Genomic DNA, 20,799 nt, shown 5'->3' on the forward strand with positions numbered 1-20,799 from the left:
CGTCAATGCCAACAAAATGCGCGTCCATCTTGTCCCATCCTTGTCTAAACGGGCTTCGTTTGCAGCGGCCCAGGCGACTGTTCGGGTTCGATGGAACGGTGGCCCAGAGGGCAGGAGGGGGCGGCTAGCGCGAACCCCTCAAATCTTCCTCTGCGTATATTTCCGCAGTTCCTGCCGTGCGATCTGGCGGCGGTGGACGGCATCAGGTCCATCAACCAGCCGCAGCGTTCTCAAATGCGTCCAGAGCCTTGCGAGCGGGGTGTCTTGCGAGATGCCGGCAGCGCCGTGCATCTGCACCGCTTCATCGGCAACCTTGAGCGCCACGCGCGGTGCGACGACCTTGATCTGGCTGATCCAAGGCGCGGCGGCCTTGCGGTCGCCCTGATCCATCATCCATGCAGCCTTGAGGCAAAGAAGCCGCGCCATTTCGATTTCCATGCGGCATTCGGCAATGAGGTCATAATTGCCGCCAAGCTCGGCGAGCGGCTTGCCAAAGGCTTCGCGCGACACCGCACGCTTGCACATGATCTCGAGCGCCATCTCGGCCTGCCCGATCGCGCGCATGCAGTGATGAATGCGGCCAGGCCCAAGACGCCCCTGCGCGACTTCAAAGCCCCTGCCCTCGCCCAAAATCATGTTTTCGGCTGGCACGCGCACATTCTCGAAGCGGATATGCATGTGGCCATGCGGCGCGTCGTCGTCGCCATAAACCATCATCGCCCGCAGCTTGGTGACCCCCGGCGTATCCGCCGGCACCAGGATCATCGAATGCTGCTCGTGCTTCGAACGGTTTTCATCCGGCGTATGCACCATGACGATGTAGATCGCGCAGCGCGGATCACCCGCACCTGACGACCACCACTTTTCGCCGTTGAGCACATAGCCATCGCCATCGCGCTCGCAGCGCATCGAAATGTTGGTCGCATCCGACGAGGCAACGTCCGGCTCGGTCATTAGATAGGCCGAGCGAATGCTTCCATCGAGCAGCGGCTCAAGCCAGAGCTTCTTGTGCGCCTCAGTGCAATAGCGCTCCAGCACTTCCATATTGCCTGTGTCCGGGGCGGAACAGTTGAAGACTTCGGCACCGAGATGCGCCTTGCCCATTTCTTCAGCGAGATAGGCATATTCAACTGTCGTCAACCCGTGGCCACGCTCCGAATCCGTCAGCCAGAAATTCCACAGACCGCGCTCGCGTGCCTTGGCCTTCAGCCCCTCAAGGATCTCCTTTTGCCTCGCCGTGTAGGACCAGCGGTCACCTTCACGGCCAATTTCGGCCAGAAACTCAGCGTCGAGCGGCATGATCTCGTCGCGCACCATACGCGCAACCTGTTCGTGGATCGGCTTCAGCCGCTCCGTCATGCCAAGCTTCATCTCAGGGTTTGTCGGCATGCATATCCTCCTCCTCATGCCCCGGAAGGCGCTTCATCGATCATACTAGGCAAAGTTTTGCCGAACGCGACGGGCAATAACGAGAAAGCTGAATGGATGACTTTGCGCGCACAACCCGATATTTGTGGCTGGCGCGGCCAGACATCGGCTGCATCGGAATTTCAAGGATCAAGCTTCGCATGAGCACTTACAATCGCGAGCCGGTGACACTCAAAGACGCGAAAAACGCGGTCGGCACCGAAATTGGCGTCTCGCCATGGCGCGTCGTTTCGCAAGAGATGATCAACCAGTTCGCCGACGCGACCGACGATCACCAGTTCATCCATGTCGACCCGGAGCGCGCTGCAACCGAGACCCCATTCGGCGGCACGATCGCCCACGGCTTTCTGACGCTGTCGCTGCTCTCCACCCTCGCCTACGAAACAATCCCGCCGATCGAAGGCGCGGGCATTGGCGTCAATTACGGTTTTGACGCGATCCGCTTCATGTCGCCGGTGAAGTCCGGTGCGCGGATCCGCGCCCGCTTTGTGCTCGCTGAATTCACCGCGCGCCCTTCGGGCTGGATGCATCTCAACTACGACGTCACAGTCGAGGTTGAGGGCTCTAAGAAGCCCGCTCTGACCGCCCGCTGGCTGACGCTGGCCGCCCTGGACAAGAAGGACGCCTCTGCTTGATCGATCCGAACGCGCTCGACACCGCCGCCCTTGCTCCGTATCTGGAAGCACATGTCGACGGTTTTCGAGCGCTTCGCACGATCGAAAAGTTTGATACGGGTCAGTCGAACCCAACCTATCTGATCGAAGCTGAAACCGGGCGCTATGTGCTGCGCGCCAAGCCGCCCGGCGAGCTTTTGAAATCGGCCCATCAAGTCGACCGCGAATATCGCCTAATGAAGGCGCTGGAACAGACCCGCGTTCCCGTGCCGAAAATGCTGCATCTGGCAGATGACGCCTCGCCCATCGGGCGCATGTTCTATGTCATGGAATTTGTCGAAGGTCGCATCTTCTGGGACCCGGCCCTGCCTGACCTTTCGAACGAGACCCGCAGCGCCGTCTATGACGCGATGAACGAGGTGCTCGCAGCACTGCACGATGTCGACTTCGCCGCCGTTGGCCTCGGCGATTTCGGCAAACCCGGCAGCTATTTCGAGCGCCAGCTCAGCCGCTGGAGCGCGCAGTATCGCGCGACCGAAACCGACACCATCCCGGAGATGGACCGGCTGATCGCCTGGCTTGAGGCGCAAGAGATCGTAGACGATGGCCGCGTTTCGCTCGTCCATGGTGATTACCGCCTCGACAACATGATCTTTGCGCCCGACGCGCCGAAGGTCTTGGCCGTGCTCGACTGGGAACTGTCGACGCTGGGCCACCCCTTCGCCGACATCGCCTATCAGTGCATGCAATGGCGCCTGCCGAATTCGTCCTCATTCAGAGGCCTCGGCGGCATAGATCGCGAAGCGCTGGGCATTCCGTCCGAGGAAGCTTATGTCGAGCGCTATTGCTCGCGGCGCGGGCTGAGCGGCATCGACAATTGGACGTTCTGCCTTGCCTTCTCCTTCTTCCGCCTGGCCGCGATCTGCCAGGGCGTCTACAAGCGCGCGCTCGACGGCAATGCGTCGAACCCGGAAAAGGCGAGACGATATGGAGAGGCTGTGCCGCTTCTGGCCAGACTCGCCACAGAGGCAATCAGCCAGAAGCATTAAGTCAGATCAGAGGATCGCGCGAAGCTTCCTGCAGAAACGTAAAGACGTAGTCGGCAAAGGACCGCCAGCACTCGACCCGGAATTCCTGGTCGCCCGTACGCTGAAGCACGATCTCGGATTTACCGAGGATCGTGCGGCAGCATGCTCTTACGGGAAACTCACGCAACGCAAGATCTTGCGGACACCCTGCGGAGATCGCCGCCTGGGCCCCCTCACCCGCTACGATGATGCCCACATTGCGGTGTGACACGTCGACCGCAGAATAAAAGGCTTCCACCCCTGCCATCTCGCCGGCGATATCGACGCCATCCGCATCTATGATCAGCCACTCATCAGGCCCCAGGCAAAGTGCCGTTCGAGTGCCTGATGTCGCTGACGCGCGGACCTTTGAAGGCAGCGTGAGGGAAAGCGAAGCTGACAATTGCGACAGGCTCTCGGCGGGCGCGCGCAATGCTATACGCGAAGCCGGGGCAGCAGGCTTCACGCTTACCCATTGCCGCTGAACGGAAAGCCCGTCGAGGACCGGCCTGCGCAGTGCGATCTGGTTAGCCATTGAGGCGCTCCCCCTTCTCGTCAAAGAAGATCGGTTCTGTCACTTCTACCTCAATCGTATTGTCCGGCATCGGCACGTAAAGAATATCGCCAATCCGATTTCGACCGCCCTCGACCATCGCCAGCGCGATCGATCTGCCGCAGTTTTCTGACCAATAGCTTGAGGTGACGTGGCCGAGCATCTTCATCGGGATTGGCTGGTTCGGATCCGCCACGAGCTGCGCGCCCTCCTCGAGCACGGTGGTCGAGTTCTTTGTTCGCAGGCCCACGAGCTGCTTGCGGCCCGGCGCGACAAGATCCTGACGCTGCAGTCCGCGGATGCCAACGAAGTCCTTCTTGGCCTTGCCGATCGCCCAGGCCAGGCCGACATCATCCGGAGTTGCGGTTCCATCGGTCTCCTGGCCAACGATGATGTAGCCCTTTTCGGCGCGCAGGACGTGCATGGTCTCTGTGCCGTACGCACACGCGCCATGCTTTTTGCCTTCCGCCCAAACAGCCTCCCAGACGGAGCGCCCATAATCGGCCGGAACGTTGATCTCGAAGCCGCGCTCGCCGGTGAACGACATGCGGAACAAACGCGTTGGAACGCCGCAGATTTTGCCCTCGCGCACCGACATATGCGGCATCGCCGCATCCGATATGTCGATGCCCTCGACCAGTGGCGCGATAATGTCACGCGACTTCGGCCCCTGAACCGCAATCACGGCCCACTGCTCGGAGATCGACGTCAGGTAAACCTTGAGATGCGGGAATTCGGTCTGAAGGTAATCCTCCATATGGTGGAGCACCCGTGCTGCACCACCTGTCGTCGTCGTCACATGGAAGCGATCCGCAGCCAGGCGTCCGACAACGCCATCGTCATAGACGTAACCGTCCTCGCGCAGCATGATCCCGTATCGGCACCGCCCCGGCTCGAGCTTTTGCCACGGGTTGGTGTAGAGAAGCTCCATGAAGGTCGCGGCGTCTGGACCCACCACCTCGATCTTGCCGAGCGTGGACGCATCGAAGATCCCGGCATTCTGCCGGACCGTGACACATTCGCGGTTGATGGCCGCCTGCATGTCTTCTCCCGCTGTCGGGAAGTACCAGGCACGCTTCCACTGGCCGACGTCTTCGAACTCCGCTCCATGCTCTTCGGCCCAGCTGTGGATCGCGGTACGGCGTGTCGGATCGAACAGGGCCCCGCGCGCATTGCCGGCAATCGCACCGAAGGTGACCGGCGTATAAGGCTGGCGGAATGTCGTAAGCCCCACCTCCGGAATAGGCTTGCCCAGCACTTCTGCCGCGATGGCAAGGCCGTGCATGTTTGAGGTCTTGCCCTGATCGGTAGCCATGCCGTTGGTGGTGAAGCGCTTCACGTGCTCGATCGAGCGCATGCCTTCACGCACCGCCTGCGCGATGTCCTTGGCGGTGACGTCGTTCTGGAAGTCGACAAACGCCTTTTTATCCTCAACGCCGGGCGCAACGCCCAGCATTCCGCCTGTCCAGACTTCGGCAGCGCTTGCCTCAGGATAAGCCCCTGCCGCGTCATGATCGACGCCAGCAGCCTGTGCCGCACCACGCCCAGCCTGAGATGCTTCGATCAGCAGGTCTTCGAGCCGATCACTCCCGTTGCAAGCGCCGACGCTGACACACGCCTGCGCGTAGGTGCCGGGAAGAAAACGCTGGGTCGCTTCATCATAGGCAACCTTGCCCCGTGATTGGGAGAACAGGTGAACAGAGGGCGTCCAGCCAGACGAGGTGAGCATGGCGTCAACTGCAATCGTCTGCTCCGCGCCTCCACCCCTTGGCTTCACGATCATCGCGGAGACGCGCAAATGTCCCTTTGATCCGCTGACGACGTGGCCGGCCTTGATCTCGATACCGAGGGCGCGTGCCTGATCGACAATTGCGCTTTTCGGATTGTCACGGACATCGATGATCGCCGCGACCGACACCCCCGCTTTTTTAAGGTCGATCGCCGCGTAATAAGCCGAGTCGTTGGACGTGTAGATCCCGACGTTGCGGCCAACAGCGACCCCAAAATGATTGAGGAAGGTGCGCCCCGCCGAAGCGAGCATGATGCCAGGCCGGTCATTGTTCGGGAACACCATGTGCCGCTCGATCGAGCCTGTCGCCAGGACGACCTGCTTCGCGCGAACCTGCCACAATCTCTCGCGCGGAAGATCCGGCAGCGGCCCCGGCAGGTGTTCGGTGACGCGCTCGATCATCGCGACCATGTTCTGCGCGTGATAGCCAAAAGCGGTGGTGCGGGTGAGAAGCCTCACATTATCCATGCCGGCAAGCCGGTGGACGGCTGACTGTGCCCAGTCCCAGCCATCCTGACCATCGATCCGCGTCTGGCTCTCGAAACGCAGCGACCCGCCAAACTCTGGCTGCTCGTCGACCAGCACCACCCGAGCGCCGCTTTCTGCCGCCGCAAGGGCTGCAGTCAGACCTGCAACGCCACCGCCGACCACGAGCAAATCGCAATGTTCGTAACGGGCAGCATAGTGGTCCGGATCAGGCTGCTCCGGCGCAACACCCAAACCAGCGGCCCGGCGAATAAAGGGCTCATACAGGTGCTTCCATGCCGCCTTCGGCCACATAAATGTCTTGTAGTAAAAGCCTGCAGAGAAGAACGGTGAGCCAAGATTGTTCACGGCCCCGACGTCGAAGCTCAGGGACGGCCACCGGTTCTGTGAGACCGCCTGCAGACCGTCATAAAGCTCCTGAACGGTCGCGCGCACATTGGGTGTCGTACGCGCCGCATCCCGCTCAACCCCGACGAGAGCGTTCGGCTCCTCCACTCCGGACGACAGAAAGCCGCGCGGACGATGATATTTGAACGAACGCCCGACTAGGTGGACCCCGTTTGCCAGCAAGGCAGATGCAAGCGTGTCACCCTCCAGACCGGCATAGGATTTCCCGTCAAAAGTGAACCGGGCGACAGGAGCAGTTCCGAGGTGGCCCTTGCCTGCAATTCGATACGGTGCGGTCATTCGCGATCCCCCAATACCGGCTTGGGCTCGCCAGCTTTGTATGTCGTCAGAAATTTGTCGCTTACCGAGTCGCGCGCTGCGTTGAAGAACCGCCCACAGCCATGCACATGCCGCCAGCGTTCAAACACAATCCCCTTTGGGTTCTGGCGAATGAAAAAATAGCCCTCGAACTCGGCGTCGCTCATCTCGGTGATGTTTGACGGGCGCACGAGATGAGCCTCGCCGGCATGCCGAAATTCGACCTCCGGCAAGTCTTTCTCGCAATAGGGGCAGCGGATGAGAAGCATGGCTCTACCTGTGTTGTCTTTCGACCGGACCCGGCAGGTCCTGAAATTCGATATTCATTCGTGGCTTAGTGAGCGACGGCTGCGGCAGCGGCTTCATCGATCAGCCGGCCGGTCCGGAAGCGCTCCAGCGTAAAGCCCGCATTGATCTTGTGAGGCTCGTCTCGCGCGATCGTATGGGCAAACACATGACCCGATCCGGGCGTCGCCTTGAAACCGCCGGTGCCCCAGCCGCAATTGACGTAAAGCCCCTGAACCGGCGTCTTCGACAAGATCGGCGAACGGTCTGGCGTCACATCAACGACGCCGCCCCATGAACGAAGCATTTTCATGCGCGTGAAGATGGGGAACATCTCACAGATGGCATCCAGCGTGTGCTGAAGGATGTGCAGCCCGCCCGTCTGTGAATAGGAGGTGTACTGGTCGGTGCCTGCACCAATGACCAATTCTCCCTTGTCCGACTGCGAAATGTAGGCGTGGACCGTGTTCGACATGACGACGCAAGGGACCACGGGCTTGATCGGTTCTGAGACGAGAGCTTGCAGCGGGTAGCTCTCCAGCGGCATGCGCACATCTGCCATCTGCATGATGACGGACGAGTGGCCGGCGGCCACGACGCCGATCTTCTTCGCCCTCATAAACCCCCGAGTGGTTTCCACACCTTCGACATGACCGGCTGCGGCCCGACGAACACCTGTTACCTCGCAGTTCTGAATGATGTCGACGCCCCGCGCCGAGGCAGCGCGGGCATAGCCCCACGCAACCGCATCATGACGTGCCGTGCCACCGCGCCGCTGCAGCGCAGCACCAAGCACCGGGTAACGCGCATCCTTTGAGATATTGAGCGGCGGGCAATATTCCTTCGCCTGCTCGGGCGTCAGCCATTCATTGTCGACGCCGTTCAGACGGTTCGCATGGATATGACGCTGAAAGACCTGCACGTCATGAATGTTGTGCGCCAGCATCATAACCCCGCGCGGGGAGAACATGACGTTGTAGTTCAGCTCCTGTGAGAGATTTTCCCACAGCTTGACTGCATGGTCATAAATTCCGGCGGACTCGTCGTAGAGATAATTCGAACGGATGATGGTGGTGTTGCGCCCCGTATTGCCTCCGCCCAGCCAGCCCTTCTCGACGACGGCAACGTTGGTGATGCCATGTTCGGCAGCCAGGTAATAGGCAGTGGCGAGACCATGCCCACCTGCGCCGATGATGACGACGTCGTATTCGGCTTTCGGCTCGGGCGATCGCCACTGCTGCTCCCATCCCTTGTGGCCGCGAAACGCCTCCCTGGCGATAGCGAAGGCGGAATATTTACGCATGGAATGCTCGGTCCCGATTCGAAGGTAGAGATTGGCCTGTCGGCGTCTGCCTAATACCTACCGAAATCAGATCACCAATTCCTATATTGTTTGCGACCAAGAGTGCCGCTTTGCGCCAAGCAGGTAACCCGGCGGCAACACGCCAAGGTGACGCACCGTAAAGGGATATTTCTTTTCCCCAGCCGTGGGGTCTCGACATCGGCAAGCGGGTCTGCTATGAGCCGCGCCAATTCGTGGTGCGATTGCTGCGGGGCCGTTATGGTGTTGCGCCGCCGTACCTAGAAAAATTATTGCGTCACAACCCAACGGAAGACAGGAACGCACGTGCAGGTACTCGTCCGCGACAACAATGTTGACCAGGCGCTTCGCGCACTCAAGAAGAAGATGCAGCGCGAGGGCATTTTCCGTGAAATGAAGATGCGCGGCCACTATGAGAAGCCGTCGGTCAAGCGTGCACGTGAAAAGGCTGAAGCTGTCCGCCGTGCGCGGAAGCTGGCTCGCAAGCGCGCACAGCGTGAAGGCCTGCTTGGCGGTCGCGCTGCCGGAGCAGTCGCCCGCTAAGACGGGCTAAGTTTTCGTCCTTTTCTGACGATACGTTAGTAAGGTGGGGGTGATGCGAATCGCCGCCACCTTTTTGTTTTCTGCAACGCTCGCTGCGGGAACCGGGGGCTACGAACAAACGTTGCTGGTGGCGAAGAAGGGGATGCTTCACATGACGATTGCGGCCGAGACTGACTGGCGTTTTCTGAAAAGCTCAACGGTCATTGCCTTTGCCATATGCTCGGCTCTTGCCTTGAGCGGATGCGAGACGACGACCTCCGCTCTTAACAGCGTTACCGCCGTCGATGTAGCTCAGAGCTCGACCGAAAACATCTCGTCGCTAACAGAGGTGATCCGCCGCAGTCCCAACAACGCGGAAGCGTACAATATTCGCGGCTCCGCCTACGGAAAAGGCGGTCGCTACAAGGAAGCACTCCAGGATTTCGACACCGCGATCCGCCTGAACCCCAACTTCCATCAGGCCTACTCCAACCGCGCGCTCATTCACCGCTATATGGGCAACCAGCAGGCCGCGCTGCAGGACTACAACCGCGCGATCCAGCTGAACCCAAGCTATGATGCTGCCTATATCGGCCGTGGTAACCTCTACCGTCTGGCAGGACGGACGTCCGAAGCCTTCCAGGATTTCGAGCGCGCGGTACAACTGGATACGACGGATCCCCGCGCCTATCACAATCGCGGCCTGCTTTATCAGGCGCGCGGGCAGCACGACTTTGCGCTGCAGGACTTCGCCTCCGCGATTTCCCTGTCGCCATCAGCCACCGAGCCTTACAACGCTCGTGGCCTCTCCTACCTTGCCCTCAACGACGACGAAAACGCTGCGTCCGACTTCAACCGTGTGATCACGCTCGACCGCAGCAATGCGGAGGCTTGGGCCTATCAAGGCGTTGTTCTTGAGAGGCAGGGCGACAAGACGCGGGCAATGCGCTCCTTTGGCGAAGCGCTCCGTCTCGATCCCAATCTCAAAGTTGCCAAGGATGGTCTGGCGCGTACCCGCACCTGACGCCCAACATCCGTTGTAGTTACGACCGCTCGTCCTTCGCCGCGGCTTGGCGGCGACGCGCGATCTCGTAGGCGATCGCACCAAGCACCGTCATGACAATCATGATGAGGGCCAAGGCATTGACTGCTGGGGTCAGCCCGGTGCGCACCTTCGTCGCGATGAAAACCGTCAACGGCGTCTCAAATCCCCGGACGAAAAGGGTGGTGTTGTAATTCTCGACAGACTGGAGGATCGCGAGGAATGCTGCCGCTATCAGTGATGGCTTCAGGTAAGGCAACATTATCCGCCTGAACACCATGACCCTGGATGCGCCCAAGCCCAGTGCCGCCTCCTCCTGCGTCCTGTCGAACCGCTGCAATCGGGCGACAACCATCAACATGACGTAGCAGATGATGAAGGTGGATTGCGCAACAACGATCAGGAAGGTGCCCCCGCCAACATTAAGCTGACGCCACAGCACCAGGGTGGAAATGCCAACCACCACCCCTGGCGTGAGAAGCGGCGAGACCATCAAGGCATAGAAAAACCCGCGCGCTCGCGCGTGCAGACTGGTCAAAAGCAGTGCGGCAGCGGTTCCCACCGGCAGCGACACCAGTACCACGAAGAAAGCGACCACAACTGACGTCCAGACGGCGCGCCACATGGCAGCATCAGCCCATAGCTCGGCGAACCATTTGAGTGTCGTGCCCTGCCAAGGGGTTACGGTCGGGAAACGGCTTGTGTTGAACGTTGCAGCCGACATCACCAACAGGGGCATGAAAAGATAGGCAAAGAACACCACCATATAGGCGGTGAACATCCAACGGGCGATACGATCTGCGGTGCTCATTTGGCTACATCCGTCAGATTGACGCGGGCAATCTTCAACGTCGCGAGAACGACGAAGAGACACAGCACCAACAGGACCAGCGCATATGCAGCGCCTCGGTTCCAGTCGCCACCTTCGAAGAACCAGTTATAGATGATCTCGGTGAACCAACGGCTGCCCGGCGCGCCAAGCAATGCAGGTGCGACGTAGGAGCCTGCTGCCAGCATAAAAGTGAAAACGCAGCCGGTGGCGATGCCCGCCTTGGCATGCGGCATCACAACTCGCCAATGGATGCGCCAGGTCGAGGCCCCCAGATCCCGGGCAGCTTCAATCTGCGACTTCTCAAGGCTTTCGATTGAATTGTAGATCGGGAACAGCATGAAGAGAATGTAGGCGTAGACCATACCTGCCAGAACTCCGCCGTCGCCGTTCCAGCGCACGGGCGCATCAATCACGCCGATATTGAGCAGCAGCGCGTTCAGCGGGCCGCGGAAAGCGAGGATGATGTACCAGGCAAGCGTGCGCAGCACCTCGTTGATCCAGAACGGGATCGTCAGTGCCAGGATAGCGACCGCGGCCTGCCCCATCGTTGCGCGCTGCGCGAGCCAAAAGGCGATTGGGTAGCACACAAGGAAGGTGATAAAGGCAACGAGCGCGCTTGCCCAGATCGTCTTGAAGAAGATCGAGCGGTGTACGCTCTCATTTGCCAGATAGAGAATATTATCCAGCGAGTAGACATCATTCGGCCCGCCGATCTGGGCCGGCGGAAGGTTGGGCCGCAACGCGTAGTCGACCATCATCAGGTTTGGCGCAAGCACCATGCCCGCAAGCCAGAGAACAACAAGCGCGATGAAGATCGTCGCCAGCCCTCCCCCAAATCGCTGATAGAGACTAGCCATCCGGCAGCACCACTGCGTGACGGGTCTCAAAGCCGAAGGACGTTGCTGCGCCGATCGCCGGAGCATTGGCAAGATCCGTGGACGGGATCGACGCAACCAGTGCGGCACCATCTGACAGGCGGCCATGCGCCAGCCCGAAGGCACCCTCAAAATCGATCCGGTCGATCGTTGCAGAGACCCTGTTCTCGCCAATTGAGCCAGACAGTGCCTCGGGCCGAACGTAAAGCTTGACCTGGTCGCCAGCTTTGACTGACCGTGCCATGCGACCGCGAAGAAGTCCCAGGACTGTATCCACCGAAGCGACCCCATCGGCAACGTCAGTCACCTTCCCGGCAATCGCATTTGTTTCCCCGACAAAGGTGGCGACGAAAGGCGTGGCGGGATTGTCGTAAAGTTCTCGCGGTGTTCCGACTTGCTGCAGCACGCCTGCGCTCATGACCGCGATGCGATCGGACATTGCCAGCGCTTCGGACTGATCATGTGTGATGTAGATGAACGTGACGCCAGTGCGTCGCTGAAGCGAGCGCAGTTCAGCGCGCATATGCTGACGCAGTTTCAGGTCCAGAGCCGAGAGAGGCTCATCTAGCAACAGAACCTGCGGCTCCACCGCAAGAGCCCGCGCAATGGCCACACGCTGGCGCTGGCCGCCGGAAAGTTCTCCCGGCATACGGTCGCCATAGCCTTCAAGCGCAATGAGGGACAAGAGCTCATCGGCCTTCTTGCGGCGCTCCGCCTTTGAGGCTCCTCGCGCTTCAAGGCCGAATGCGATGTTTTCCCAGACAGTCATCAGAGGAAACAGGGCCAGCGACTGAAAGATCATCGCAGTGGGACGCTGGTTCGGCCCCAGCCCCTGCATGTCCTTGCCACCAATAAGGATGCGGCCTTCCGTGGGCTGCAAGAAGCCGGCGATCATGCGCAGGATCGTGGTCTTGCCGCAGCCTGATGGACCGAGGATTGAGAAAAACTCGCCGCCATTGACTGTGAAGCTTACATCGCCCACGGCCCGCGTTGCGCCAAAGCGCATGCCAACGCCTTGCAGCTCGACGGAATGACTCATTTGAAACCTCTATCGGGAGGGTGAAGGGGCCCATCGAGCCCCTTCCTGTCTTACATCAGGCCGAGAGGAAACGGTCCTGATATTCATTGCGCTTGGCGATGTACCAGTTTTCCTGGATCGGCCACCACCACAGCTTGTCGAGTGCGTCGCCCGGGTAAGCAGCTGCGAAGAACGCCTTGGCATCGTCGGAAAGCAGATCCGCAGCGCCCACCGCCGTCGAGTTGATCGAGGTGGCGTTGGTGTACATTGCGCCCGCTTCCGGGGTCAGGAACCAATTGATGAAGGCGTAGGCCTGGTCGACATTTGTCGCACCCACCGGGATCGACACGCCTTCCATCCACGCCAGCGCACCTTCCTTCGGCGCGATGAAACCGACAGGCAGTCCTTCCTTGGCAAGAGCTGCTCCCGTGGAATCCCAGGTCTGGCCGATCGCGGCACCATTGACGCGGAACGCGCCCTGAGCCTCGTTCTCGTTGGTCCAGAACTGCATGATGTTGCCTTTGCGAGCGACCGCTTCGGCGAGGATTACATCGAAGATCTCAACCTGGGCTTCTTCGCTTGCAAATGCATCAAGCAGCGGACGCGGCAGCTTGCCTTCTGCCTCCAGCCACAGGCCGAGACCAACAAGGCTGGAATGGCCGCGCACAGTTGCCTTGCTCGCCATCTCCGGCTTCCAGATGTCACCGTAGGATGCCGTACCATATTCGAGCGGAGCCTGTTCCTTGTCGAAGGCGATCGCTTCCGTGCCCCAGTCGGTCGGCACCTGGTAACGCTTGCCCGCAACCACGGCACCGAATTTAGAGGAATTCTCCCACGCGCTCGGCAGGCACTTCGAAACCTCAATCTTTGCCTCATCGAGCGGCTGGATCAGGCCGAATTCGACGTAGTTCGGTACACGGTCGACAGTCGGCCAGATGAGGTCGAAACCGCCACCATTGTTGGCGCGAAGCTGGTTGAGCAACTCGTCATTGGTGCCGTAGGGGGTGAAATTGGCCTTGATGCCGGTCGACTTTTCGAAGGCTGCGAGGATATCGTCATTCAGGTAGCCGGCCCATGCGAAAATATTGACCGAACCCGAGGAGCCCTGCGCGTAGCTGCGCGAAATGAACGGCGTTGCAAGCGAAACGCCCGCTGCTGCCGCTGCGCCCCGCAAAAAGGTGCGTCTCTGGATTGTCGTCATGAAAGTCTCTCCCCTGTACGGTTGCGTATGACCCGCGTTTATTTTCGCAATGATACAGTTCGATGACAATTTCGCAATCGGATCATTAATCGGCTCAGCATGTCGTCGACATCCACATCTTCCAGGAAAGGTTTATGAACCGGAGCTTGGGGCAAGCCTGTCCCCGGCCAGAAGACCGCCCGCCAGATACGAAAACGCCCGGCGTCGAACCGGGCGTTTTCATCATTGGAAGCGTGCAGAGGATCAGTGATCCATCGCCTTGACGATCTCTTCCGTCATCTTCTTGGCATCGCCGAGCAGCATCATGGTGCCGTCCTTGTAGAACAGCGTGTTGTCGATGCCGGCATAGCCCGAGCCAAGTGAGCGCTTGACGAAGAGGCAGGTGCGCGCCTTGTCCACGTCGAGGATCGGCATGCCGTAGATCGGGCTGGACTTGTCATCACGTGCCGACGGATTGGTGACGTCATTGGCACCGATGACATAGGCAACGTCCGCCTGAGCAAACTCGGAATTGATGTCCTCAAGCTCGAACACTTCGTCATAAGGCACATTCGCTTCTGCAAGCAGAACGTTCATGTGCCCCGGCATGCGGCCTGCGACCGGGTGAATGGCGTACTTCACCTCGACGCCGTTGGCCTTCAGCTTGTCGGCCATTTCCCGCAGCGCGTGCTGTGCCTGGGCAACAGCCATACCGTAGCCCGGCACGATGATGACCTTTTGCGCGTTCATCATCAGATACGCAGCATCGTCGGCCGCACCCGTCTTTACGGTGCGCTGAATGCCATCATCTGCTCCACCGGCTGCAGTTTCGCCACCGAACCCACCGAGAATGACCGACAGGAACGAACGGTTCATGCCCTTACACATGATGTAGGACAGGATCGCACCCGAGGAGCCAACCAGCGCGCCGGTGATGATCAGAGCAAGATTACCCAGCGTGAAGCCGATGCCAGCTGCGGCCCAACCGGAATAGGAGTTGAGCATGGACACGACGACCGGCATGTCCGCGCCGCCGATCGGGATGATGATCAGAACGCCAAGCAGCAGCGACAAGAGAACGATCAGCCAGAACACGGTGTTCGACTGCGTCGCGATCAGGACTCCTACGAGTACAACGAGGGCAATCGCAAGGCCTGCATTCACGACATGGCGCATCGGCAGCATGATTGGCTTGCCGGACATGCGGCCATCGAGCTTGAGGAACGCGATGATCGAGCCGGTAAAGGTGATCGAACCAATCGCTACGCCAAGGCTCATCTCGATGATCGCCTGGGTGTGAATGTTCCCGATCGTGCCTACCCCGAAGCTTTCCGGAGCGTACATGGCCGCCGCAGCAACCAGAACCGCCGCAAGGCCGACCAGCGAGTGGAACGCAGCAACAAGCTGCGGCATCGATGTCATCGGGATGCGCTTGGCGATTACTGCGCCTGCAACACCGCCAATGGCCAGACCGAGCACGATCAGCAAGAAGCCGCCGAAGGACGGAACGGCCAACAGCAGCGTGGTGCCGATGGCGATCCCCATGCCGACCATGCCGTAGAGGTTGCCCTTGCGGCTGGTGGTCGGGTGCGAGAGGCCTCGAAGCGCCATGATGAACAGGACGCCGGAGACCAGATAGAGGAAGGAAGCCAGATTTTCACTCATAGCCCGGCCTCACTTTTCTTTCTTCTTGTACATCGCCAGCATGCGCTGGGTGACGAGGAAACCGCCGAAAATGTTAACGGAGGCAAGGATCAGCGCAACGAAGCCAAAGCCCGTGGCAAGGCCCGACGCCGAAATGCCAACGGCCAAGAGTGCGCCCACCACGATCACCGAGGAGATCGCGTTGGTCACGGCCATCAAGGGCGTGTGCAGAGCTGGCGTCACCGACCAGACAACATAATAGCCAACGAAGATCGCCAGCACGAAGATCGCGAACCGGAACACGAACGGATCGATGCCCGTCGCAGCAGCAGCGCCGGAAGCAACAGTTTCAGCCGCCTGCTGGTCTTCGAATGCCATACGGATCGCGGCAGTAGCCTGCTCGAGCTGGCCAATGGCTCTCTCAAGGGCGGTATTGTTTTCCATCACGCGTCTCCCTTAGCCTTTGAGGTGGAACGCTTCTTCGGTTTCGCCTCAGCAGCCTGTTCAGCCGGTGCCTCTTCTTCGACTTCAACCGAGGCAAATGCCGGATGAACGATCTTGCCGCCATGGGTGAGCAAGGTCGCCTTCACCAACTCCTCTTCAGGGTTAAGGACGACAGTCTTCGCTTCCTTGTCGACCATGGTCTCGAGGAAGGCGTAGAGGTTTTTCGCATAGAGCAGGGACGCCGACGCCGAGACGCGCCCAGGGACGTTCAGGTGCCCGACAATCTTGACGCCATTCTCGCTGGAGACCACCTGTCCCGGGACTGCTCCCTCGACGTTGCCGCCGCGCTCGACCGCAAGGTCGACAATGACGGAGCCAGCCTTCATCGCCGCGACCATGGCGGACGACACCAACCGTGGAGCCGGACGTCCCGGAATCAAAGCGGTGGTGATGACGATGTCTTGCTTGGCGATGTGTTCGGCGATGAGCGCCGCCTGCTTCGCCTGATACTCCTTGGACATTTCCTTGGCGTATCCGCCGGCAGTCTCTGCCGCCTTGAATTCCTCGTCTTCGACCGCAATGAACTTTGCACCGAGCGAAGCAACCTGCTCTTTCGCGGCGGGACGCACGTCGGTCGCAGTCACGATCGCTCCCAGACGACGAGCCGTTGCAATGGCCTGAAGACCCGCAACACCCGCACCCATGACGAAGACCTTGGCCGCCGGGACGGTGCCCGCCGCCGTCATCATCATCGGCAATGCGCGATCATATTCAGCTGCTGCATCGATGACTGCCTGATAGCCGGCCAGATTTGCCTGCGAAGACAGGATGTCCATCGACTGAGCGCGCGTGATGCGCGGCATGAACTCCATGCAAAAGGCGGAGACGCCGGCCCGCGCCATTGCGGCAACCGAGCTTTCATGGCCGTAGGGGTCCATTGCGGCGAGCACAATTGTGCCCGGCTTATAGGTTTTGAGTTCCGACTCGCTGGGGCGGCGCACTTTAAGCACCACATCCGCTTTGGCGGCATCGCCCGCTTTGCCAATGGTTGCGCCAGCCCCGACATAATCGCCATCGAGAATACGGGATGCTGCACCAGCATCCTTTTCCACGACAACCGAAAAGCCGAGACCAACGAGCCGCTTCACCGTTTCCGGTGACGCGGCGACACGAGGTTCCGTTGCGTCAACCTCGCGTGGCACGAATATATTCTGTCCCACAGCAAGTTCCTTTCGGATTACAAATATTAAAAGCCGCCGCGAGACGAGCTCGCGTCGGCATTCAGATCTCGCCGCGGCGACAGAGGCCTTAGCGTAGCAGGTAGCTTCCTGCAGCGACGAGCAGAATGAAGAGAATGGTAGCGGAGAAGAAGCCCGCCGCGGTGAAGAACCCGAATGCCATCGCTGCCAGCAATGCAACGAGGCTCACCGTGCCATATTTCACAATGTTGCCGAAGAGGGCGTATGTTTTCTCGTGTTCCTGGTAGTCCATCTGACCGCCCAGTTCGACGGGGCCGGTTGGTGTGTTGTCAGCCATTGCGGGTATCCCCTCCAGAATAACTTCCGGTCGCTGATAGCGAAAACACGGCTTGAGAGCAATGGGACTAATGTCGCGGAAGGTGCTCGCATCCCGGGGAAAGACATCAGGCAAGCCAACGTTTCCGGCGCTTGTAATGCTTCACGTTGCGGAATGATCTGCGCCCTTCCCCTCCGACTCCCAGATAAAACTCCTTCACATCTTCATTTTCACGGAGCGATTGCGCGTCTCCATCCAGAACAATGCGACCTGATTCGAGGATGTAGCCGTATTTCGCGTAGCGAAGCGCAATGTTCGTGTTTTGCTCCGCCAGCAGGAAGGAAACGCCCTGCTCCTCGTTGAGCTTCTTGACGATTTCGAAGATCTCTTCGACCAGCTGCGGCGCAAGGCCCATGGAGGGCTCATCAAGTAAGATCATCTTCGGCCGGCTCATCAGGGCGCGGCCGATCGCAGTCATCTGCTGCTCACCTCCGGATGTGTAACCCGCCTGGCTGGTGCGACGAACCTTCAGCCGCGGGAAATACTCGTAGACCATCTCGAGATCATCGCGGATTGCAGCTTTTCCGTCGCGCCGAGTGAAAGCGCCGGTCATCAGATTGTCTTCGACTGACAGGTGACCGAAGCAATGACGCCCTTCCATCACCTGGATGCAGCCGCGGCGGACCAGTTCGTTCGGCGACAAGGCCTGCACTTGCTCGCCTTCGAAGACGATGCTGCCTTTGGTGACGTCGCCACGCTCCGCCCGAAGCAGGTTCGAGATCGCCTTGAGCGTCGTCGTCTTGCCCGCGCCGTTCGCACCAAGAAGTGCTGTGATACCGCCGCGAGGGACGGCGAGCGACACGCCTTTGAGAACGAGGATCACGTGATCGTAGATTACCTCAATATTGTTGACCGAAAGGACCAACTCGTCCTGCGCGCTGACCGATTCCGTACTGGCTGTCGTCATTTGAAAATCCCGCAATCAGTGGCCCGGCCGAAGCCGGGCCTGATTTCAGTGATTACTGCGTACAGTCGTCGTTCATCGGCCAAGGCTGATTGGCGGCGGCGTATTCTGCGGAAGCTTTTTCCACCATCGGATCGATAACGGAGCGATCAGCAGTCAAAAGGTCCGACACCTTCACAAACTTCGTGCCATCCCACTCAATCATCCAGGCGCTGGCATGGCCCGTGTGGTTGCTGCAGCTCATCGCAAAGGGGGCCATCATGTTCTCGGCACCCAGCTCGGCCAGCCGAGCCTCATCGATGTTGACGTTTTCGAGGCCGACGCGAAGCTGCTCGCGATTGATGTTCGGCGTATCAGCCTTGTCTTGAGCGGCTTTCACCGCCTCCGCAAGGATCACCGACATCAAGATACCGCGTTGATAGGAGGTCGAGTCGAACTCGCCGCCCTGCTGGTTGATCTGGGATTTTCCTGCATCAACGACGTACTTCTTGACGTCCTGCATCAGCTTGGAATCGGAGTCCGCGAAATTCCACGACAGCGCGCGATATCCCTTGCCCTGCTCTCCGACGAGTTTGAGGTCCGGCTCATGTGCGCCCCACCAGACGCTAACGAACTGGTTTATCGGGTAGCGGGTTTTCACGGCTTCAGCGATCGCTCCACCGTTCATCGCACCCCATCCCCACATGATGACGAAGTCGGGCTTTTCGCGACGGATCTGCAGCCATTGCGCCGACTGGTTCTGCATCTCGGTCAGGCCAACGGGGATAGGCAGAAGAGTGAAGCCGTGCGTCGATGCAAGCGTTTCGAAGAGCGGGATCGGCTCCTTGCCGTAAGGATGATCCAGATGCAGGAATGCGATCTTCTTGTCCTTCAGACTATCCAGGTTTCCATCGGAAATCCCCTGCAGGATCATCGATGCACCGTCCCAATATGACGTTGGCGGATTGAAGGCCCATTTGAACGTCTCTCCGTCCTGCATGGCCGAAAAGCCGTAACCAGGAGCATACATCGGGATCTCGTCGACCCCTGTCCGAGGCAGGACCTGCAAGGTAATTCCGGTGGACCATGGCTGTGTGACCAAGGCCCCCTCGGCCTTGGTCTTTTCATAGCACTCGACGCCCTTTTCGGTGTTGTAACCGGTCTCGCATTCGTCGAACTCGATCTTCATGCCATTGATGCCACCGTCGCGCTCGTTGAGCATGGTCATGTAGTCAAGCTGGCCGTTCATGTGAGGTGTGCCGGTCGCGGCGAACGGACCGGTGCGATAGGACATATTTGGAAGCTTGAGGGCGTCCTGCGCCGCAGCTGGTGCCGCGAGGCCCAGCGCAAACACGGTTGCAAGAAGCGATGCTGTAATCTGTGCTTTCATGCCTGTTCCTCCACTATGGCCCGTTCCAGGCCTTCCTCAGTTCCTTGCCGGCCCAGCAGGTCAGTGCGGGAACGGCCAGATGATCAGCTTCTCCCGAATGATGCCCCACAACCGCGCGAGTCCGTGTGGCTCCAGTATCAAAAATCCGATGATCAACATGCCAATAATCATGACGTTGAGATGTTCGATCATGGATGAGCTGAGTGGCAGCCCGAACGCGCTCGGGACCCATCCTATGAGGACCGGCAAAGCAACAATCAGCATCGCTCCAAGGAAATTCCCGAGCACCGAACCGAGCCCGCCGATGATGGCGATGAACAGCACTCGGAAGGAGAGCTGAATGTCGAACAGCTCCGCCTCCGCAGCTCCGCGCCAGAAAAACACGAACAATGCTCCCGCAATGCCGACAATGTAAGACGAAACGAAGAACGCCAGCAGCTTCGCCTTCATCAGATTGATGCCGACGAGTTCAGCCGCGATATCCATGTCACGCACCGATTTCCAGATGCGTCCGATCCGCCCGCGCGTGATGTTGATCGTGAAAAATGTGATGGCCACAACGACGCACAGGACGAAGTAATATTGCGTCATCGCAGAAGCCCGAGCACCGGCGACAGTGATCCCGAACATCTGAATATTGGGAACCTGGATCGCACCGGATGCCGAGTAATTGTAAAGCCATGCCCATTTCTGGAACAGCCACACCAGAAAGAATTGGGCTGCCAGCGTGGCGATGGCGAGATAGAATCCTTTGATGCGCAGGGATGGCAATCCGAAAGCCATTCCGACGCTGGCCGAAAAGAAGCCCGACAGCGCGAGCGCGACCACGATATTCAGGTCCGGGAAAATGGTCGTGAGCTTATAGCAGGCATAGGCTCCGACCCCCATGAAGGCACCGGTGCCCAGCGAAAGCTGCCCCGCATATCCGTCAGGATATTTAGGCCCAGCGCCGCCAACGAGTAGATAAGCACCGGGATCAACAGAGCCCTGAAGGCGAATTCGTTGGCCATCAAGGGCAGGATCACGAAGCAGACGAGTAGGATAATCCCGAGCAGCCACGCATCCTGCTTCACCGGGAAGAGTGCATAATCGGCCTTGTAGCTGGTTTTGTACTGCCCTGCGACGCGATACAGCATTCGCTCTTCC

The 20,799-nt window shown here is 59.5% G+C and carries 19 protein-coding genes and 1 pseudogene; 4 read left to right on the top strand and 16 right to left on the bottom strand.

The features are described from left to right. Window positions 1-138: 138 nt before the first annotated feature. Window positions 139-1,389 (bottom strand): acyl-CoA dehydrogenase family protein, encoded by a 1,251-nt coding sequence (locus IOD40_RS17410; RefSeq protein WP_407649220.1) that lies wholly within the window; start codon window positions 1,387-1,389, stop codon window positions 139-141. 179 nt (window positions 1,390-1,568) lie between these two features. On the opposite strand from IOD40_RS17410, the gene IOD40_RS17415 reads away from it, so the two are divergent. Together IOD40_RS17415 and IOD40_RS17420 are read left to right on the top strand one after the other, a co-directional pair. Beyond that, window positions 1,569-2,063 (top strand): MaoC family dehydratase, encoded by a 495-nt coding sequence (locus IOD40_RS17415; RefSeq protein ID WP_198477982.1) that lies wholly within the window; start codon window positions 1,569-1,571, stop codon window positions 2,061-2,063. Further along, a complete protein-coding gene (locus tag IOD40_RS17420) occupies window positions 2,060-3,091 on the top strand; it encodes a phosphotransferase (protein ID WP_198477983.1) in 1,032 nt (343 codons plus the stop codon). Before IOD40_RS17415 ends, IOD40_RS17420 begins: the two co-directional genes overlap by 4 nt. A gap of 1 nt (window position 3,092) precedes the next feature. Here IOD40_RS17420 and IOD40_RS17425 read toward each other — a convergent pair whose 3' ends face one another. From IOD40_RS17425 to IOD40_RS17440, 4 genes are all read right to left on the bottom strand, one after another. Then, window positions 3,093-3,644, bottom strand: coding sequence for a sarcosine oxidase subunit gamma (locus IOD40_RS17425; RefSeq protein ID WP_198477984.1), 552 nt, complete (start codon window positions 3,642-3,644; stop codon window positions 3,093-3,095). Further along, window positions 3,637-6,624 carry a sarcosine oxidase subunit alpha gene (locus tag IOD40_RS17430; RefSeq protein ID WP_198477985.1) on the bottom strand — a complete coding sequence of 996 codons (2,988 nt, stop codon included), beginning with the start codon at window positions 6,622-6,624 and terminating at the stop codon, window positions 3,637-3,639. Before IOD40_RS17430 ends, IOD40_RS17425 begins: the two co-directional genes overlap by 8 nt. Continuing rightward, entirely contained in the window at window positions 6,621-6,911 is a 291-nt protein-coding gene (locus IOD40_RS17435; RefSeq protein WP_198477986.1) for a sarcosine oxidase subunit delta, read from the bottom strand. Before IOD40_RS17435 ends, IOD40_RS17430 begins: the two co-directional genes overlap by 4 nt. A 65-nt stretch (window positions 6,912-6,976) precedes the next feature. After that, window positions 6,977-8,230 carry a sarcosine oxidase subunit beta gene (locus IOD40_RS17440; RefSeq protein WP_198477987.1) on the bottom strand — a complete coding sequence of 418 codons (1,254 nt, stop codon included), beginning with the start codon at window positions 8,228-8,230 and terminating at the stop codon, window positions 6,977-6,979. 324 nt (window positions 8,231-8,554) lie between these two features. Here IOD40_RS17440 and rpsU point away from each other — a divergent pair, with 324 nt between their 5' ends. Both rpsU and IOD40_RS17450 read left to right on the top strand, forming a co-directional pair. After that, window positions 8,555-8,791 carry a 30S ribosomal protein S21 gene (gene rpsU, locus IOD40_RS17445; protein ID WP_198477988.1) on the top strand — a complete coding sequence of 79 codons (237 nt, stop codon included), beginning with the start codon at window positions 8,555-8,557 and terminating at the stop codon, window positions 8,789-8,791. 151 nt (window positions 8,792-8,942) lie between these two features. After that, on the top strand, window positions 8,943-9,794 hold the full coding sequence (locus tag IOD40_RS17450) for a tetratricopeptide repeat protein (protein ID WP_198478047.1): 852 nt from the start codon (window positions 8,943-8,945) through the stop codon (window positions 9,792-9,794). A gap of 19 nt (window positions 9,795-9,813) precedes the next feature. Here IOD40_RS17450 and IOD40_RS17455 read toward each other — a convergent pair whose 3' ends face one another. From IOD40_RS17455 to IOD40_RS17505, 11 genes and pseudogenes are all read right to left on the bottom strand, one after another. After that, on the bottom strand, window positions 9,814-10,623 hold the full coding sequence (locus IOD40_RS17455) for an ABC transporter permease (protein ID WP_198477989.1): 810 nt from the start codon (window positions 10,621-10,623) through the stop codon (window positions 9,814-9,816). Beyond that, complete coding sequence (locus IOD40_RS17460) at window positions 10,620-11,501, bottom strand: ABC transporter permease (protein ID WP_198477990.1); 882 nt, start codon at window positions 11,499-11,501, stop codon at window positions 10,620-10,622. Before IOD40_RS17460 ends, IOD40_RS17455 begins: the two co-directional genes overlap by 4 nt. Further along, on the bottom strand, window positions 11,494-12,558 hold the full coding sequence (locus IOD40_RS17465) for an ABC transporter ATP-binding protein (protein ID WP_198477991.1): 1,065 nt from the start codon (window positions 12,556-12,558) through the stop codon (window positions 11,494-11,496). The genes IOD40_RS17460 and IOD40_RS17465 overlap by 8 nt, the downstream gene beginning before the upstream one ends. A 55-nt stretch (window positions 12,559-12,613) precedes the next feature. Next, window positions 12,614-13,738: an extracellular solute-binding protein gene (locus IOD40_RS17470; protein ID WP_198477992.1), complete on the bottom strand. Its 1,125-nt coding sequence runs from the start codon at window positions 13,736-13,738 to the stop codon at window positions 12,614-12,616. Window positions 13,739-13,981: 243 nt separating this feature from the next. Continuing rightward, window positions 13,982-15,382 carry an NAD(P)(+) transhydrogenase (Re/Si-specific) subunit beta gene (locus tag IOD40_RS17475; protein WP_198477993.1) on the bottom strand — a complete coding sequence of 467 codons (1,401 nt, stop codon included), beginning with the start codon at window positions 15,380-15,382 and terminating at the stop codon, window positions 13,982-13,984. Window positions 15,383-15,391: 9 nt separating this feature from the next. Beyond that, window positions 15,392-15,739, bottom strand: coding sequence for a proton-translocating transhydrogenase family protein (locus IOD40_RS17480; RefSeq protein ID WP_407649221.1), 348 nt, complete (start codon window positions 15,737-15,739; stop codon window positions 15,392-15,394). Between the two features lie 65 nt (window positions 15,740-15,804). Then, the gene (locus IOD40_RS17485) at window positions 15,805-17,025 is read right to left on the bottom strand and encodes a Re/Si-specific NAD(P)(+) transhydrogenase subunit alpha (protein ID WP_198477995.1); all 1,221 of its coding nucleotides are present in this window, start codon (window positions 17,023-17,025) and stop codon (window positions 15,805-15,807) included. An 88-nt stretch (window positions 17,026-17,113) separates the two neighbouring features. After that, window positions 17,114-17,341 carry an aa3-type cytochrome c oxidase subunit IV gene (locus IOD40_RS17490; protein WP_198477996.1) on the bottom strand — a complete coding sequence of 76 codons (228 nt, stop codon included), beginning with the start codon at window positions 17,339-17,341 and terminating at the stop codon, window positions 17,114-17,116. Window positions 17,342-17,447: 106 nt separating this feature from the next. Then, window positions 17,448-18,287 carry an ABC transporter ATP-binding protein gene (locus tag IOD40_RS17495; protein ID WP_198477997.1) on the bottom strand — a complete coding sequence of 280 codons (840 nt, stop codon included), beginning with the start codon at window positions 18,285-18,287 and terminating at the stop codon, window positions 17,448-17,450. A 52-nt stretch (window positions 18,288-18,339) separates the two neighbouring features. Continuing rightward, window positions 18,340-19,653 carry an ABC transporter substrate-binding protein gene (locus IOD40_RS17500; RefSeq protein ID WP_198477998.1) on the bottom strand — a complete coding sequence of 438 codons (1,314 nt, stop codon included), beginning with the start codon at window positions 19,651-19,653 and terminating at the stop codon, window positions 18,340-18,342. A 60-nt stretch (window positions 19,654-19,713) separates the two neighbouring features. Then, a pseudogene (locus tag IOD40_RS17505) lies at window positions 19,714-20,789 on the bottom strand (branched-chain amino acid ABC transporter permease). Between the last annotated feature and the right edge of the window lie 10 nt (window positions 20,790-20,799).

The organism is Aquamicrobium zhengzhouense (assembly GCF_016124105.1).
Taxonomy (GTDB): Bacteria; Pseudomonadota; Alphaproteobacteria; order Rhizobiales; family Rhizobiaceae; genus Aerobium; species Aerobium zhengzhouense.